At 42.6% G+C, this 16,951-nt stretch carries 12 protein-coding genes; 4 read left to right on the top strand and 8 right to left on the bottom strand.

Annotation, left to right across the window (positions count from 1 at the left end):
- Positions 1-79: 79 nt before the first annotated feature.
- Entirely contained in the window at positions 80-457 is a 378-nt protein-coding gene (locus DW917_RS07970) for an HIRAN domain-containing protein (protein ID WP_118117587.1), read from the top strand.
- Between the two features lie 175 nt (positions 458-632).
- Here the strand turns inward: DW917_RS07970 and DW917_RS07965 are convergent, their stop codons facing one another.
- Positions 633-2,681 carry a DUF262 domain-containing protein gene (locus DW917_RS07965; protein WP_118117585.1) on the bottom strand — a complete coding sequence of 683 codons (2,049 nt, stop codon included), beginning with the start codon at positions 2,679-2,681 and terminating at the stop codon, positions 633-635.
- A 9-nt stretch (positions 2,682-2,690) separates the two neighbouring features.
- The gene (locus tag DW917_RS07960) at positions 2,691-4,334 is read right to left on the bottom strand and encodes a DUF262 domain-containing protein (RefSeq protein ID WP_233524676.1); all 1,644 of its coding nucleotides are present in this window, start codon (positions 4,332-4,334) and stop codon (positions 2,691-2,693) included.
- Between the two features lie 150 nt (positions 4,335-4,484).
- On the opposite strand from DW917_RS07960, the gene DW917_RS07955 reads away from it, so the two are divergent.
- The 3 genes from DW917_RS07955 (at position 4,485) to DW917_RS07945 (ending at position 9,388) form a co-directional block, all read left to right on the top strand.
- Positions 4,485-5,423: a YafY family protein gene (locus DW917_RS07955; RefSeq protein ID WP_118117584.1), complete on the top strand. Its 939-nt coding sequence runs from the start codon at positions 4,485-4,487 to the stop codon at positions 5,421-5,423.
- 258 nt (positions 5,424-5,681) lie between these two features.
- A complete protein-coding gene (locus tag DW917_RS07950) occupies positions 5,682-7,241 on the top strand; it encodes an ATP-binding protein (RefSeq protein ID WP_118117582.1) in 1,560 nt (519 codons plus the stop codon).
- Positions 7,242-8,131: 890 nt separating this feature from the next.
- The gene (locus tag DW917_RS07945; RefSeq protein WP_118117580.1) at positions 8,132-9,388 is read left to right on the top strand and encodes an ATP-binding protein; all 1,257 of its coding nucleotides are present in this window, start codon (positions 8,132-8,134) and stop codon (positions 9,386-9,388) included.
- Between the two features lie 81 nt (positions 9,389-9,469).
- Here the strand turns inward: DW917_RS07945 and DW917_RS07940 are convergent, their stop codons facing one another.
- From DW917_RS07940 to DW917_RS07915, 6 genes are all read right to left on the bottom strand, one after another.
- Positions 9,470-12,040: a TonB-dependent receptor gene (locus tag DW917_RS07940; RefSeq protein WP_147344145.1), complete on the bottom strand. Its 2,571-nt coding sequence runs from the start codon at positions 12,038-12,040 to the stop codon at positions 9,470-9,472.
- 21 nt (positions 12,041-12,061) lie between these two features.
- Positions 12,062-12,835, bottom strand: a complete 774-nt coding sequence (locus DW917_RS07935; protein ID WP_118117576.1) for a DUF4974 domain-containing protein — start codon at positions 12,833-12,835, stop codon at positions 12,062-12,064.
- A gap of 10 nt (positions 12,836-12,845) precedes the next feature.
- Entirely contained in the window at positions 12,846-13,397 is a 552-nt protein-coding gene (locus DW917_RS07930) for a sigma-70 family RNA polymerase sigma factor (protein ID WP_118117574.1), read from the bottom strand.
- Between the two features lie 104 nt (positions 13,398-13,501).
- Complete coding sequence (locus DW917_RS07925; RefSeq protein WP_118117572.1) at positions 13,502-14,866, bottom strand: MATE family efflux transporter; 1,365 nt, start codon at positions 14,864-14,866, stop codon at positions 13,502-13,504.
- Positions 14,867-14,921: 55 nt separating this feature from the next.
- Positions 14,922-15,323 carry a hypothetical protein gene (locus DW917_RS07920; protein WP_118117570.1) on the bottom strand — a complete coding sequence of 134 codons (402 nt, stop codon included), beginning with the start codon at positions 15,321-15,323 and terminating at the stop codon, positions 14,922-14,924.
- 96 nt (positions 15,324-15,419) lie between these two features.
- Entirely contained in the window at positions 15,420-16,712 is a 1,293-nt protein-coding gene (locus DW917_RS07915) for an ATP-binding protein (protein WP_089543334.1), read from the bottom strand.
- Between the last annotated feature and the right edge of the window lie 239 nt (positions 16,713-16,951).

Genomic DNA, 16,951 nt, shown 5'->3' with positions numbered 1-16,951 from the left:
CATAAAAAAAGACTTGCTGTCCCACGAATTGGCACAAGTGCAAGCTAACTTTGCACACAGAAATCAAAATAGTAAAGTTATGAAGAGAAAAAAGATATTTTTCAAGGAATGTCATCTCGCAGGTCGCCAATATTATGATGCCAATGAAGTTTGGGAAGAGTTGAAGGTCGGCACTCTGCTTGAATTACAAAGAGACCAAGAGAACCCATACGACAAGAATGCAGTCGCTGTGGTTTACTCAAAGGTGGTAGATAACAACGAGAAAGAGGAATATCTGCTGGGCTATCTTCCTCGCACTTCCAATACAGAGATTGCCCAATTATTGGAAATGGGGTGGGCATCTATCTTTGAATGCCGCATCAGCAAAATCAACGAAGATGCTCATTACGAGAACCAAATTCGCTTGACCATTCGCATCAAGCAAAACCAACAAGCACAGAATTGTGTCGAAAGCTAACCCTAATATCGAGCCAGGTCGTAGGGACCTATATGGCGCGACGTGGCTCCGACCTTTCTGTGCTTACCTACAAAGGGACAGGATACGCCGCTCACACGTCGGTCTTCGGATGCAGGCTTCGGGAGGATTTCCTGTCCCTTATTCTTATTTACAAAATAATCAGCAGCTTATACTATTATCTTTTCATGACGATTTTAAGCATTCTTTCTTGATGCTCATTCATATCATACACATTCCATTCCAAACCAAAAGGACGTTTAGCCGTCTCATTCTTAATTCCATCATCATAATTGTCTTGACATATTTGCAACATGATTCTGAACTTTAGAGATGCTGTACTAACTTGATTTGACTTAGAATCCAAATAACGGTTTTTCTTATCAATTGGATTCCAGTCAGAACCGGAGCTATTAGCATCGGAACCAATCATGGCAAAGTTTCCAAAACAATTGATGTCTTCTAAGCTGATAGGTTTATCGCTACCAGCCTTAGCCTGAGGATAATAATGTTCAAGGCTCTTACGAGTTCGAGAGAAATAGAAGTTATTAAATACCTCTAATTCAAAATCACTACATCCCAAATCTTGGAAGAATCCGATACGTTTTGCATCTCCTTTCTTAGCTTTTTCTCCACGTAGCTCCTCCGCATACTTTCTCCATATTTTATAGTCTGTATAATCAAACACATAGAGAGGTATATTGGGCGCTCCCTTAGGATAGATGCGATTAAAGTCTCGTTCTACATTTTCCAGTTCTACATTCAGATGTCCATTTCGTATCATCGTGTCATCAAAGCTATTAGGCTTTGGCTGGTTTCTTTCATTGAGTTTTTCCGCATTCAGATACACATCAAAGAAATACTTATCAGCCAAATCTCTCATAAAGACGAGATAATCACTAATATTATCGCTCTCAAACAAATGGTACAGACAATAGAACAGGTAGTTTTTGCGTTGCTTCGCCGTAAAAGTTACCTCGAACATAGATAGCAACTGTACCAGCTCTGCCTGCACGGATTTGTCTTCCGACAAATCCTTCAGGTAGACAGCATTTCCATTTTTATAGTAACGCTGCAACTTCCACGGATTTTCTGAAATACGGTCCTCACCGAGCGTATGATGAACCACATAATTATCCAAGAAATACTTAGCCTTCAACAGATTATAAGCAAACCGTTTTACGAAATCAGCCGTGATATTAATCTTCTCAAACTCATGAAGCAGTTCCTTGTCATCAAGAGATAATTTCAAAGGATCAAATCCTTGTTCCTTCATCCTCGTAATCTTCAACACAATCAAGAGGAAATTAGGAAAGTCTATGATTGGTTGAAATCTATCATTTTCATCTAACGTCGTACTCTGGGGCACAGGTCTAACAGGAGTATCCAACAACTCAGCAATCGTTTTTCTACCCAAAGAATTACCTGCATTAGCTGGCATGTCGGCAAATGCATCAAACGACTCTAAGACGAAACTATCCATGTTCTCACCAAAAACAGTTTTCATATCAGACATTTTTTGCTGAACGTAGAAGCACATATCACTACATGCTTCCCAGATACGGCTGAACTTTTCCATTGAGGTATTATCCCCGATAAATTGTTCACTCAATTTTGCCTTAACAATCTCATGCTTCTCCAGCTGTTCGCCACGAGAGTTCATCACCTCAAAATAATGGTTCAAATCCACATCCTTCGGCACTCGATAATGTATGATATGGACATGATTCAAGAAATACTCTTTGAATTTATCCACATCAGTTTGAACCAAACCAACAATCTCTTTCAATCCTGCTTTTGCGGACTCGAAGCCATTCATGATACCAAGGTCAGGCATCTCGCCAAGGTCATCATTCTCTCCACGCCTCGATAATGCCTTTATCGTCGAAGCAGAAGCTTTTCGTGCCGAATAAGTCAAGCGATTATAAATGTCATGCACTCCCAAAGCGCTAAGTATGATGTAAATCGTAGTCAAACGTTGTTGACCATCTATCACCTCATATTTGTTCTCATCACGCTTATAAGTGACAAGAGTACCTATGTAATAAACCGTTTTGCCCATATCCATAGAATCATGGACATCTTTTATCAAAGCACAGATTTCATCTCGTTCCCACGCATAGTTACGTTGGTAGATTGGAATTACGTATGTAATAGGTGCTCCGTGATTATCACAATAGATTTCCTTAATAGAACACTCTTTCAAAATACTTTTCAAATCTTTCATTGTCTTCTACTATTTATAAAAACGATTTACTTTAAAGAAATGGAGATAATTCAGATAGACTCTATCGCCATCACGCTCATCCAAATTCTCGGCATTTGTTCTGCCATTCTTTTTCCCATCCTTTATGTCGCTATCAGACAAAGGGGTTAGCTTATCTGCCAACACGCTGAGTAATGTAGTGGGAGTATCCTGCCTGGCTATCAACTTGTACATATTAAATGAATTCTTCAAATTCTCATTAGTTTCCATAATGAAATTCTGAGCAGAAAGCCATCCTAAATTTGTATATTGCGCTCTAAGCGAATAAGCCCAAACAAAGGCATAAACGACAAATTGCTCAAACAGCTCCATATCTTCTTTGGTTGGATATGACTCCGGGCAAAACCTATCTACATACAGGAGAACTGAAGTATCAAACAGCAACCGGGCAATACCATTGCCTTTTCCATTCTTGAAATAGCGATCCAATGTCTTCACTATAATATTGTCGTTGATATAGAACCCCTCGTACTTGCTGTTATCTCGAATGTCCTTTAGTATGGCATAATAATGCTTCGTATATTCAAAGAAAGGTTTGCCTGCTATAATTGGAGCGTCCAATTGAAATGCATTGATATTGCGAGTTCCAGAAACGAATGGCATCGCAGAAGAATTTACCATATCTGCATAACAATAAGCACTCTTATAGAATTGAGCATAAGGAGTTCGTGCAGAACGAGTAATCCCCTTGAACATGTGGATATTACGTTCATCCAACACTTCTGCCCTATTGCCATTTACCCATTCTTTGATACGATACAGATAGTTTCCGAAAAAATCTGCCAAACCACTTTGAGATATTTGTTCCCATCCCTTGACGATTCTTTCAACTTCATTCTCTTCTATATCAATCATTTCACGCAAATGATAAGCTTTCAGCAAATCATGTGGATATAAGGCTTTGCCACGAGCATTCTGAGAGTCAAAGAACTGAAAGGCTTCAGAAACATCAGATGTGACAACAACAATAAGTTCACATCTGTTCTCTACAAATTCTATCAGTCTTCTACACTCCTGTTCCTTTACATAATACTCTTCTTTCTTTTGTTGACTTTCTTTCAAATCAGGTTTGCTGACGCGTCGTTCCAATGCTTGATAATTATTGGATATATTACGGGCATTATACTCATTATCATATAATTCTTGTTGGAGAAAAGCTATATCGTTCTTCCCCAAAGCCCTTAGCAACAAAGAAAACGTAATGATTCTCTGCAAGCCATCAACTATATCATACGAGTCTTGGCTTGATGCTCGATGAAGAATCAGAGTACCTACCCTGTAACTTTCTTTATTGTCATTCATCGCTTCGATAATGTCATCAAGCAACTGTATTGCATTACGAGCAGTCCACTTATATGGACGCTGATAGATCGGAATCGACAGATTTACACCATTAATGTGTTCCCCGCCATTCGAAATCGTTTGACGAAGAAGCAAATCACCAATAGTAGTTATAGACAACGTAAGTTTATCCTTTTGGGATTGTTGTTCCTCATCAGACAAGGCGCATTTATTCCTCACAATGTACTCATGAGGACACGTAGGCATAGTCTTGGCAAAAGTCCATTGACATTTGCCTATCAAACTGCGTAATTTTACTTCATCATAGTTCATATTTTATGAAATTATTGTTATGTCGGCACAAAGATAAGAAAAACTTGTATCAAATCATAGGACTAGTTCTTTTTTAAAAGAAAAAATGTATCATAAATCAATAAAAACGCAAAAATCTCGTTACTTAATGTAGATAAAATCGTATATAACATGAGAACTCAAGCGAAATTCAAAGAATACATTTGGTTGGTAAACACCATCAACAAAGCCCAATCTATTTCTTTTGCAGATATTCAAAAGAAATGGCTTGAAACGGACATGAGCGAAGGAATAGAATTGGCTCGTTCAACCTTCAATCGACACAAAGATGCCATAGAAGACATTTTTGGCATATATATCGAGTGCAACAGAAAAAACGGATATAAATATTCTATTGGAAATCCTGAAGCATTAGAGTCTGACTCCATACAAAACTGGATGTTAGCCACACTTGCATCCAATAATATTATTAGCGAATGTGTATCGCTTCAAGATAGGATCGTGCTTGAAACTGTACCCTATGAAGGCGAAAACCTCAAACTAATCCTTGATGCCATGAAACGAAACATCAAGATAACCATTCTTTACAAGAGGTATGGCAATACAGATGCCAAAAGCTATACTATCGAGCCATATTGCATAAAATTGCATAAGCAACGTTGGTATGTATTGGGGCACTTCCATTATACAGAAGCAGAAAACCAAGAAGTAAAAGATTACTATGCCCTTTTCTCACTTGACAGAATCAAAAGCATAGAATCAACAGATACCAAATTTGAGATAGCTCAAGACTTCAACGCTCAAGATTACTTCAAGGAATATTACGGAGTGCTGATTGGCGACGGAACTGCTGTTGAACGAATTAGGTTTAGAGCTTACGATTACGAACAGTATCGAGTAAAAGATTTACCTCTCCATTCAACTCAAAAAACTATCGCAAAAGGCGACAACTATATGGATTTTGAAATTACTATGCGCCCTACCGTAGATTTCTTTGGATATTTAATGAGCCGGGGAAGCCAATTGAGAATCCTCTCACCAGAATGGTTGGCTGAACAGATACACGACTTGCATCGAGATGCAATGAGAATGTATGAAAAAATAGAATAGCAACAGTTCAAGTTTCATACATATTTCTCGGATTTGAGCATTTTAACGCAAATTATTTATCGGATTTGGTTAGATAGTACAAAGGTAGTACAATATATTAAAGTAGAAAAGAGATTTTAGATAAAAAACAGATAAGTTTCCTTTTCAAAAGGAAAACTTATTCTTTCTTTATCCCAATCTTGTATTTTTAACTCCGATTTGCTTGTTGTTCTCAGAATTTTTGCTTAACTTTGTGCAAAAATCAAAACGGTGCAGATTATGGCAGCAAAATTCTATCCTGTAGGCATTCAGACATTCTCGGAGATTATCACCAAGAATTATCTCTATGTTGACAAGACCGGTTACATCCATCAGATGACCCATTCTGGCAAGAAATATCTTTTTCTGAGTCGCCCTCGTCGATTCGGAAAGTCGCTTCTTGTCTCTACCTTGCAAAGCTACTTCGAAGGAAAGATGGAACTTTTCAAGGGATTGGAGATGGAAAGGCTGGAACAGGATTGGGTGGAATACCCTGTCTTGCATTTTGATCTGTCGGGTGGCAAGCACATGCAGGAGGATGCGCTGGTACGCTATCTTCTCTTTATTCTGAAACAGCATGAAGAGAAATGGGGAATCACGACGGATGCGCCCGACCCAAATGTAAGATTGCTCAATCTCATCAGCCAAGTTTATAAGCAAACCGGCAAGCAGGTGGTCATTCTCATCGACGAATACGATGCGCCCCTCCTGGATGTGGTGCACGAGGAAAACCAGCTGGTGGCTCTCCGGCAGATTCTTCGCAATTTTTTCAGTCCCTTGAAGGATTCTGACTCCATGCTGCATTTTGTATTCCTCACGGGCATTACCAAGTTTTCGCAGCTCAGCATCTTCAGCGAGTTGAACAACATCACCAATATCAGCATGCTTCCCGAGTATGCGGGCATTTGTGGTATTACCAAGGAAGAGATGCTTACCCAGTTAAAAGAGGGAATACAGGAACTGGCAGAGGCAAAGAACTGGACGATGGATGAGACGCTGAGCCGACTCAAAGACTATTATGACGGCTATCATTTTGCATCAGAATCGCCTGATATCTTCAATCCGTTCAGTTTGCTCAGCAGTCTTTCGCTAAAGCGGGTAGAGCCATTCTGGTTTTCTACGGGAACTCCTACCTATCTCGTCAATATGATGAAGAAGTTTGGTGTCAACTTCAGCGATTTCGCCGAATCCATGGAAGCGGGCGTTTCAGACTTTGATGCGCCTACAGAAACGATGACAACTCTTACGCCTCTGCTCTATCAGAGTGGCTATATTACAATCAAGGATTATGAAGAGGCTTACGATTCCTATACTTTGGGGATTCCGAACAGAGAAGTGCGGCTGGGGCTGACCAAGGCGCTGATTCCTTACTATGTAACGCCTAACACGCAGAATGCCAATAATACGACCCGCAATATGGCTCGTGCCTTCGATAAGGAAGACCTGGGACTGGCCTTGCAGTATTTGCAGACTTTCCTGGGCACGGTTCCATATTGTGCCAATACTGACTATGAGGGGCATTATCAGCAGATGTTCTATGTCATATTCTCGCTTCTTACAGCTTGGATGGTAGATGTAGAAGTACATACTCCGAATGGCAGGGTTGATATCGTGGTTATGACGAAATCTCGTCTTTACCTGATAGAGTTGAAACTTAACCAGAATGCCCAGGTGGCGATGCAGCAGATCAATCTCAAGAACTATCGCCAGCGTTTTGCCTTGTCGGGCCTTCCTATAACCAAGGTCGGGGTGAATTTTGATAGCGCTACGCATAACATCACGGATTGGGTCGTGGAGTGAGAAATGCCTTTTAGAGAAGAGGAGATTTCCCTGGGGGCTGCGTTCCAATTAGCTTGCTCCAGTTGGCTGCGTTCCTGCTATTCCGGTTGTTCCAGTTGTTCCAGTTGTTCCAATTAATTTTGAGTGGGTTTGAATCTTTCACTTGTCCTTCTTCTTTACTTCTTTATATTATATAACTTATTGATTATTAATTAATTATATATATAATATATATATATATATATAAAAAAGGGGTATGAGAGATATGCTGAAAAATTAATTGGAACAACTGGAACTGGAACGCTTCTTTTCTCTAAAAAGCTCTATATCAGACAGTTAATGAAATCATAGCGTTCCAATTAATTGCCAATCATTCCAAAGACTTTATAAAAATACTCTTTTCTGGTCTCCCAAACCCTCAAAATTGCTTAGTTTTCGGCTTTAAAGTAGATAGAAAGCTTGCTGAAATACATCAAAATAAAAAAATATCTTCTCCTAAAAAATGCAAGCAAAAGCGAGATAACTGAGATTGTCTGCCGATTTAGAGCCGGAAAAAGCAGAAAATGAGTCTCAGCTGCCTGTTTTGAGCCATTTTCATCCCGATTATTTTCCCAATTAGAGATTTTTATTTTCCTAACTGGAATTTTTTATTTTCCCAGTTAGAAAAAATTTTTTTGCAAGTAGTTCTATAACGGACAGAACCAATCGTCATCGGTCAAAACGGAAAGCCCAAAGCTACTTTTTCACGTATAAGACACGTAGATTGCGTTGAAAAATGATGCTTGTCGTCTATAAACGATAGAATTGATGCGTTTTTATCGTCTATAAACGATAAAAAGTTATTGTTTTTGTCGTCTATAAACGATAAAATGTGTATCTTTGCACCGGATTCAGTAAAAAGAAAGGGAATTATGACGAAGGATTTGATTAAATTACTGATACTTGAGTACCAGGCTTATGTTACTCAGGTAGAACTGGTTCATCGTGACGTAGAGCTCATGGATGGACTGAATTACGTGTTTGTAGGATTGAGACACGCAGGAAAATCGTATCTGATGTATCAGCGCATAGCACAGCTGCTGGAACAGGGGCATAAGCGGGAGGAAATCCTGTACTTCAACTTCGAGGATGACCGTATTGACTCCTTGGATGTGACCGACCTTGACCTGATAAAAACCTGTTATGAAGAAATGTATGACAGTCGTCCTATCTTCTTCCTTGACGAGGTTCAGTTGGTAGAAAGATGGGAAAAGTTTGCCCGCAGGTTAGCAGATCAGAAATATCAGGTTTACATCACGGGTAGTAATGCCAAGATGTTGAGCAGCGAGATAGCGACAACTCTCGGTGGCAGGTACATGATACATGAGGTGTATCCCTATTCCTTTGCCGAATATCTAAAGGCGGGCGGTATTGATGTAAAGGCAAAGAATGCCCTCTATGCTTACGCTAAGGATATTGTAAGACTCTCTAATATCTATTTCCAGCATGGAGGTTTGCCAGAGACTGTGGGGATGAAGGAGCCAAGGTCGTGGATGAGCAATCTCTTCAGTAAAATCTTCTTCGGAGATTTGGTGGCTCGATATAAGATTCGCAACGACTATGCCCTGCGAGTAATGATTCGCAAGATGGCGGAAAGCGTGAAGCAGCCATTATCTTACAGCAGAATAGCCAGCATCGTGAGCAGTACCGGCAAAAAACTCAGTACGGATGCCACGATAGATTATGTGGGCTACATGGCTGACACCTGGCTCATTTTGCCGTATGAGAATTTGTTCGGAAAGTTGCAGGACAAGGAATCCAACCGCAAGTATTATTTTACGGACAATGGTTTGCTTCATCTTTTTCTTGTAGATGCAGACACTTCGTTGCTGGAAAACATAGTTGCCGTCACACTCAGGCGGAAATATGGTGACGGCAGCTATTTCTGGAACAGCAGGAATACCGAGGTAGATTTTGTGATTCCGGAAGAAGAATTGGCCATACAGGTTTCCTACTCTATGGCAGATCCCGATACTTTCCGGCGGGAGACAGATGGGCTGATCAAGCTTTCTTCTGTCCAGAATGTCAAGCGGATGATTGTTGTGACAAAGGACGAGGAGGATATTGTAGAGAAGGATGGTTGCCGCATAGAGATAATCCCTCTATGGAAATGGCTGCTGGAATTCTGATAACAGACAAAAAGGCTGAACTTTGGGTGAGGAAGTCCAGCCTTTTGCTTATTTGTGATTTCAGGAAAATATAAAACTATTCTATCTGATACCATTATCTCTATCGCTATTGTTCAGTTTACGGCTGCCTGTATGGTATCTGCGGCCATGGCTGAAGTTGAAGCTGGCAGCAAAGACAAGCATGTTGCCCTGGTCTGCAAGGCGTACCTTGTTCTTCTGCTGCACATACTTGTTGAAAAGTTCATCCTTATACACGCAGCCATGAGGATAGAATACGAATAATCCGAGAACGCCAAACTGCCAGTTCTTATAACTGTAGGTTACGGCAAGATTGGAGGTTGGCTCTCCGCCGTTTGTCTTTTCTCCCCAAAAACTCTTTTCCACCTTATAGGCACCATAGCCAATGTTCCAATTGCCCGTCATGTACCGAATTTCTGCTCCATAACTGAAGTAATTGAACTCGTGGGAATAATCCAAACCCTTTGTCTTGACATTCTGATACTCGCACATGAGGTTCAAATCCAGATGATCCTTGATGAGGTGAACTTCAGGAGTCAACAGCAGGTGCTTGTAATTATGACTCTTCTGATTCTTAGGTTTGCTCACAAAGAGATAAGAGCCATCCTCCCGCTTTTCGGGCAAGATAGAAGTAGCTATAGGCTTGTCGTAATACGTCCAGTTTCCCTCCAGGTACACAGACATCAGCGGAATGTTCCAGGAAGCCGACAAGGTATTGTTGTAGCCGGTAAATGGCTTCAGACCGCTATTGCCGTCACGCGCCTCAAAGCTGTTGGAATATTGGCGCAACTCGCTCAAGTCGGAAAGGCTTGGGATGTCTGACGTGATTTTGCTGCTCCATTTAAAACTCAGACGGTCGCTAGCCTTTGCCTGTAAAGTTACCTGTGGTCGAAACAGCCATTTGCTGTATCCGTTCTCCCCCTGATGGATGGAAGACCTGGTTGCGCCAACTCCCACCTGATAACTGAACCACTTCTGCTGTCCCTGTAGCTGGGTGAAAAGATAGAGATTGCTGTACTTCAATTCCGTATCAGCATTACTGCTTCCCACATAGATGTTATCTGTGTGGCTGATATTATATTGTCCACCCACCGATAAAGCCATCTGTTTCCAGTTCTTGCTGTATGTTCCTTCACCAATAAGAGAGCGCTTTCTACCAGTTGCATCATAACTGTAATCGGTCAGCGGAGCGTTCTTTACAGATTCATCCGGCGATTTGTTGAACGTATATTCCCTCATACGATACTGGTAATCTGTGCCGATGTAAGTACCCACCAGGTTCAGAGCCAGGTTCTGGTCATGGGGCATGTTGAGCGAATAATAAATGTCCAGAGATGGAATCTGCTCCAGCATTTTTCTGTTGTTTTGCAGATATTGATTTGCCTTGCCGCTTTCCTGATAAAGCTGGTTCATGCCTCTCACAGGACTGTTGTGATTGTAGAAATTCAACCGTACATTCAATGTATATTTGTCTGGCTCACTAAGATTATAACCCAACTGTACATTATTGGTGGTGTATAGGAACGGAGAATCATAACCTAAATAATTGCGATGTAGAGTTTCTCCTGTGGGCAGATGATAAGTACCGAGACTCTCATAGCTTCGTTCCTCTACCGAGCGATAGGAGAAACTGTAGTTGATGCTGAATTCCGATTTCTTCAGATTGTATTTGAAATAACCGTCGCTATTATTGAAACCAGCCTTGGTGCCTTGCATCGTAGAAACTCCACCCACATAACCGGCATAGCGTCGGCGGACCTGGTAGTTGATGACTGCATCCAGATTGCTGTCTCCATATTTGAGTCCTGGAACATTGATGAATTCCACCTTTGTAACTTCATCCGGCTGCAAAGCCAATACATCTTGCATGCTAGCCTTGACATCGTTGATGCGTATTTGCACATCTCCGCCCTTTAATGACAGAACTTTGCGTTCTGCTCGATTTACGATAATGGTAGGCAAAGACAAGTTGTCCAACAGATCATAACCATTGGAAGCCGTTTTCACCTGCTCTTTTGTAGGGAAGATGATTTGTCTATCTACTTTTTCTACAACCCTTGCGGCTTCAACGGTCACCCCTTTCAACAGGTATGAATTCGCCTGCATCTTCACATTTCCGATACGGGCAATAGGTACCAGCTTGCAAATGGTCTTATAGCCTACAAAAGAAACCTTCATGAGGGCCTGCTTCTGCTGGCAGGGGATGACGAAATCGCCGTTAGCGTTGCTCACGCCTCCACAGAGAAAGGAGGAATCCTTCGGGTTGAGCAGCTGGATATTGGCGAATTCTACAGGTAGATTGTGATTGTCTATCAGTCTGCCTATCAGCTTGCGCTCGCTCTTGCGTATGCATTCTACCGTGATGAGGCTGTCGCCCACGGTCATTTGCATCGGATAGAAACCGATTACCTTGCGGATGGCATCGGGAATATTGGCTGTCTTCACGTTCTGGGTAACTGTGAAATCCTCCAGTTCGTTGTAGATGAAGCTGATTTTGTAACGCTTGGAAGCCTTGTCGAGGTCGATGAGGACGTCAGACATGCTGCGGTCGTGATAGTTGCGCTGGATGTGCTGTGCGCTCATCGCCAGGGCGAACGTGCACAGCAGGAATATGATGGCTGAAAATCTTCTCATAATGATGTTGCTTTTTATTTGTTATTTTACAATCAGCTCGTTTTGTTGCAATTCGATGTTTACATTCTCGAATTGGTTCAGTTCTTTTACGATGTTCTCTATGCTCGAATGACTGTTCCATTCGTAATAGAGGCGGAGGGTCTTGTCCTCGTTATTCTCAAACTTCACTTGTAAATCATAATAAGAAGCAATTTCAGAAAGCATCTTCTCGAAAGCCACATTCTCGAAAGTCTTGTGAATGGCTGGCTTTTCTGGTTTCGGATGAGTCAGGGAATCCTTTGCTGCTACCTGCTTTGCGGAATCTGATTTTATGACTTCCGGATGAGTATCTGCGATTACCAGGATTGGTTCCTGGCTGCGCTTGATGTAAGTATGGATTGCGGCAAAGGCAATACCCGAAATCAAGACAAAGCCGGCGATGGATGCTGCCAGTTTACGCCAGGAAGTTATAGGATGGGATGCGCCTACTTCCTGAGCAATAGGATGGGATTCTTCTTGAACAATAGGATGAGTTGCTTCTTCCTGAAGTTGATGCTCCTGGCTGAATTTCTCCCATTCCTCATCTATATTAGGAGAAGAGTTACCCAGAGAAGAGTTAGAAGAAAGAGCGTCATCAGACGAATGAGAAATAGAAGCCTGAGTGTTTAAATTCTTCTGAAGGAGGGCAGAATCCACTTCCACCATCGTCTGATAGAGTTTTCGGCATTCCTCATCCTGCAATATTTCACGAATCTCCTCATCAGAATACTTCTCCTGATGGTCGATGATATCCAGTATTTTTTCAAACTTGTCCATAATAAATCTGCTAAGGGTTAAACTTTTGCTTTAATTTTCTGATGCCTTGCGCCAGATGCTTATAAACGGCCACTTCGCTGATGCCCAATTCCGTAGCAATCTCCCGATATTTCAGTTTCTGCCGAAAGCGGAAATCGAGCACCTTGCGGGTTTGTGGCGTGAGCTCAGCATCCATATAAGCCAGAATTGCCTCGTACTTTTCGGTTTCCCTGTCTATTTCGGCAATCGTCGCTTCCAGGGGAACTATCGAAGGCGAAGTATCGGCTTTCAGGAGATGATGAACCCGGTCTTTCATCTTCTGTCGGCTCAACAGGTTGAGGCATTTATGGCGCACACACACCAGAAGATAGCTCCCGGCGTTAGTGGAAGGCAAGGGCGAATCGCTGGCTATTGTCTCGTTATCAAGACCCAGCTGGGTCTTTCCGTCGAGTACGTCAGCAAAGACTTCGCTCACCACATCCTTGCTGGCTGCATCATCCTTCAGAAGTACCCTGGCCAATTGGTACATCCTCAGATAATGCTGCCGGAAGAGCTGTTCTATCGTTTCTTTGTTTATTTGCATTACTTTATTTTCTTTTCTTTTGCCTATATTACAATCGAATTTTCATTTTCCTAACCCTTAGCAGAATATTTTTTAATGCAAATTTTTAAAACGTCAAAATTACCCTATCGGACTTGCTCCTTCTTCAGATGCTTATAAAGCCACAGGAAGGCGGGAATGAGGAAGAGATCTGCCATAACCCACGCCACAGGATCGCCGAAGCAGACACCCGTCCATGCCAGGGCAGGCACCAGCCAGAGACTCACACCGCATCTCGCAATCATTTCCATTACGCCACTCATCATCGAGAGGTTGCTGTAACCCAAGCCCTGGATACTGTAGCGCAGGATGGTGAGCAAGCCTAGACAAGGATAGAAATAGTTGGCTATGCGCATAAACTGGGCAGCATAAGTCACCACCTCTGCCTCGCCCTTATCCACGAAGAGCATCATCATCTCGTCGGCAAACGGATAGATGAGCAGGAAGGTGAAGACAAAATAAACCAGCATCATCCTGATGGCAGCCCTTACGCCCTGACCAATTCTATCCAACTTCCTGGCTCCTAGGTTCTGACCGCAATAGGTAGCCATCGCCACTCCGATGTTCTCGAAAACGCAGGTAAAGAGGTATTTGATGCGCATAGAGGCAGTAAATGCAGCCACATAAACCGTTCCCAGAGCGTTGTTGGCACTCTGCAGCATGATGAGACCAATGGCGGTAATGGAGAACTGCAGACCCATCGGAACGCCGTTGTTCAGCAGAATGCTTACCTTCTTGTTGTCGAATTTCCTTTCCTCACCCTTCGGAATCAGAATCTGCATCTTCTTTTTGATAAACCAGATACAGAGCAGCACGGAAATGCCCTGCGAGAGCCAGGTGGCAATGCCTGCACCCTCTACGCCCAGTCCCATACCGAGAATCAGAATGCCATCTAGAATGATGTTGATAACGGAAGCTGTGATGAGGAAATAGAAAGGCTGTTTCGAGTTGCCCAGGGCACGGATCTGACCGGAGAGCAGATTGTAGCCAATGGTGAAAGGAATCGCCGCAAACTGCAGCATCAGGAAGATGTAGGCATCATCGAACACCTCCTTCGGCGTATTCACCAGGTGCAGAATCTTTCCGCAGAAGATGCAGGAAAGAAAGGTGATGACCACGGCAAATACCACGGCAATGCGGATGCTGTTGCTCACGTAAGTCCGCATCTTGGCGTAATCCCTGGCGCCGAAAGCCTGGGCGATAGGGATGGCAAAACCGGCACAGGAGCCGTTGCAGAAACCCATGATGAGGAACATGATGGAGCTGGATGCGCCTACTGCCGCAAGTGCTCCCACGCCAATCCATCTTCCCACGATGGCGGCATCGATGATGAGGTACATCTGCTGAAGGATGTAACCCAGGATCAGCGGAATAGCAAATTTGATGATGGCTCGCAAGGGCGAGCCTACCGTCATGTCGTTTACTGACTTTGAACTTTGAGCTTTGACCATTGAACTTTATGATTAGTTTTTGTTATCCTAAAAATATAAAAGGAGGATGCACTCTTTATTTGAGCGCATCTCCTATTTTCTGTTTGATTTCTGCCATTTTGTTGCGGCGCTCAATGGAGAAGGTATTCCCGTGGGCTTCCACATAATCGAAGAGCATGAAGGCCTTGTTCAGCAGTTCATCTCTTGCTGGCTGTCCCACCATGTCAGCCTCGTGATAGTAGAGCTCGGCAAGCATGTCCATCTTGGAGAGTCGCTTCTCCTCGTCGGCAATTCCTGCCATTGCCTTCATCACGTCCTCGATGGTGGCGATGCTGTAGAAGGCGTAAGGACCCACGTATTGGTCGTAGAGTTCCTTAATTTTCTCACGTCTCACCTCCACCTCTTTCTTTTCGAGCATTCTTTCGAGTGCCGCCATAAACTCGCGGATCAACCGCTGTATGTAGTCTCGTTGTAGCATATTTTTTTATTTTGTTGTTATTGTTGCGTTATCTAATAGACTCATTGGTATTGCCATGACTAAGGCAAAGTTCAAGGAGTATTGTGAGAAGAGTTCCTAAAAACTCTCCTCTACCCCGTACAATGGGACATTCTTCATCCACTCTTGCTCCTTGTATGGCGACATGGAGAAGCGGATGGCTCGCAAGTCGGGATGGGCGTCAAAGAAGGCGCGAAGTGACTTGGAACGCAGGTTCTCTTCCGCTTTTACCTCTATCGGAGTTATCACCCCTTGGTGCTGGGCAAGGAAGTCTATCTCCAAGCGAGCGTCTTCCCTACTATAATAATAGGTGTAAATGTCCTGTTGACATAATAGCTGGGTAAGGACGTAGTTTTCCGTGAACGCCCCCTTGCTCTCCGTCATGGCTTTATTGGAGATGAGCATTTGGGCAGGTTCCATCTCGCTCAGCGCACCCAGGAGACCGACATCCAGGAGAAACAGCTTGAAGGCATTGAGGTCTTCGTAAAACTTCAAAGGCATTCCAACTTCTCTTACTCGGGAAATGCGATAAGTGAGACCTGCATCCACCAGCCATTGTATTGCCATCTCAAAATCCTTGGCTCGTGCTCCGCTTCTCACCGCTCCATAGATGAACTTCTTGTTTTCCTTGGCAAGCTGGGAAGGGATGGATTGCCAAACCATGCTGATGCGAGTGGCTTCATTTGGGCTGACATGCTTCGACATGTCACTACGATAAATGGTGAGAATGTTGTTCTGAACCTGTCTGACGAGATTTGCATCGTTAGTTGCAAGATAAGTTTTCACAGCCTCAGGCATTCCCCCTACAAAATAATATTCTCTTAATATCTTGATGAGTTTATCATGAAGTAATGTGATGGTCTTCCAGTCTTTACTTTTCAATATGTTCAGCAACTGTTCTTCGTCTTTTGCCATAAGAAACTCTTCGAAAGACATAGGGTAGAGTCGAATGATATCAACCTTTCCCACTGGGGCGGATTCTCCTTGGTGCATGGCAACGCCTAAAAGTGAACCTGCTACAGCCACATGGTATTCTGGTGCATTTTCACAGAAATACTTCAGCGAGGAAAGTCCCTTGTGAAGTTCTTGTATTTCATCCAGAATGATAAGCGTTTTGCCAGGGATTATAGGCTGTTTGCTAATGGCTCCGATAACCATTAGGACTCGCTTCATATCATAATCTTCTGCAAATATGTTGGCAATCTCAGAGTTTCCATCACAGTTGATGTAGGCAACGTGGTCATATTCCTGTTTTCCAAACTCCTGGAGGATATAAGTCTTGCCTACTTGTCTTGCTCCTGATAAGATTAAGGGCTTTCTGTAAAGGCTCTCTTTCCATGCTTTTAATTGTTCTATGATCGTTCTTTTCATCCTTACATACATTTTGAAGTTGTTAATGATGTTAATAACTTGCTGTTATGATGTTTAAACAGCTCTGCCGGTTGCAAAGATACACTTTTTTACACGAACTTTCAAATGTTTTCAACACTTTTTTACACGAACTTTCATCGTACACTTGCATTTTTTACACGAACTTTTCATCGTATTACGTTCATGACAACCGCTTTCTGTCTTATACGTGAAAAAGTTGTCACCTTTAGGATGGTTAA

The sequence above is a fragment of the Prevotella sp. AM42-24 genome, from assembly GCF_003461825.1.
Lineage (GTDB): Bacteria > Bacteroidota > Bacteroidia > Bacteroidales > Bacteroidaceae > Prevotella > Prevotella hominis.
The sequence above is the reverse complement of the archived record's forward strand: the minus strand, read 5'-3'. Positions and strand labels throughout refer to the sequence as shown.

Coding starts and splice junctions, on each gene's coding strand:
- DW917_RS07970 (WP_118117587.1), top strand. CDS start 80: ATGAAGAGAAAAAAGATATTTTTCAAGGAATGTCATCTCGCAGGTCGC.
- DW917_RS07965 (WP_118117585.1), bottom strand. CDS start 2,681: ATGAAAGATTTGAAAAGTATTTTGAAAGAGTGTTCTATTAAGGAAATC.
- DW917_RS07960 (WP_233524676.1), bottom strand. CDS start 4,334: ATGAACTATGATGAAGTAAAATTACGCAGTTTGATAGGCAAATGTCAA.
- DW917_RS07955 (WP_118117584.1), top strand. CDS start 4,485: ATGAGAACTCAAGCGAAATTCAAAGAATACATTTGGTTGGTAAACACC.
- DW917_RS07950 (WP_118117582.1), top strand. CDS start 5,682: ATGGCAGCAAAATTCTATCCTGTAGGCATTCAGACATTCTCGGAGATT.
- DW917_RS07945 (WP_118117580.1), top strand. CDS start 8,132: ATGACGAAGGATTTGATTAAATTACTGATACTTGAGTACCAGGCTTAT.
- DW917_RS07940 (WP_147344145.1), bottom strand. CDS start 12,040: ATGAGAAGATTTTCAGCCATCATATTCCTGCTGTGCACGTTCGCCCTG.
- DW917_RS07935 (WP_118117576.1), bottom strand. CDS start 12,835: ATGGACAAGTTTGAAAAAATACTGGATATCATCGACCATCAGGAGAAG.
- DW917_RS07930 (WP_118117574.1), bottom strand. CDS start 13,397: ATGCAAATAAACAAAGAAACGATAGAACAGCTCTTCCGGCAGCATTAT.
- DW917_RS07925 (WP_118117572.1), bottom strand. CDS start 14,866: ATGGTCAAAGCTCAAAGTTCAAAGTCAGTAAACGACATGACGGTAGGC.
- DW917_RS07920 (WP_118117570.1), bottom strand. CDS start 15,323: ATGCTACAACGAGACTACATACAGCGGTTGATCCGCGAGTTTATGGCG.
- DW917_RS07915 (WP_089543334.1), bottom strand. CDS start 16,712: ATGAAAAGAACGATCATAGAACAATTAAAAGCATGGAAAGAGAGCCTT.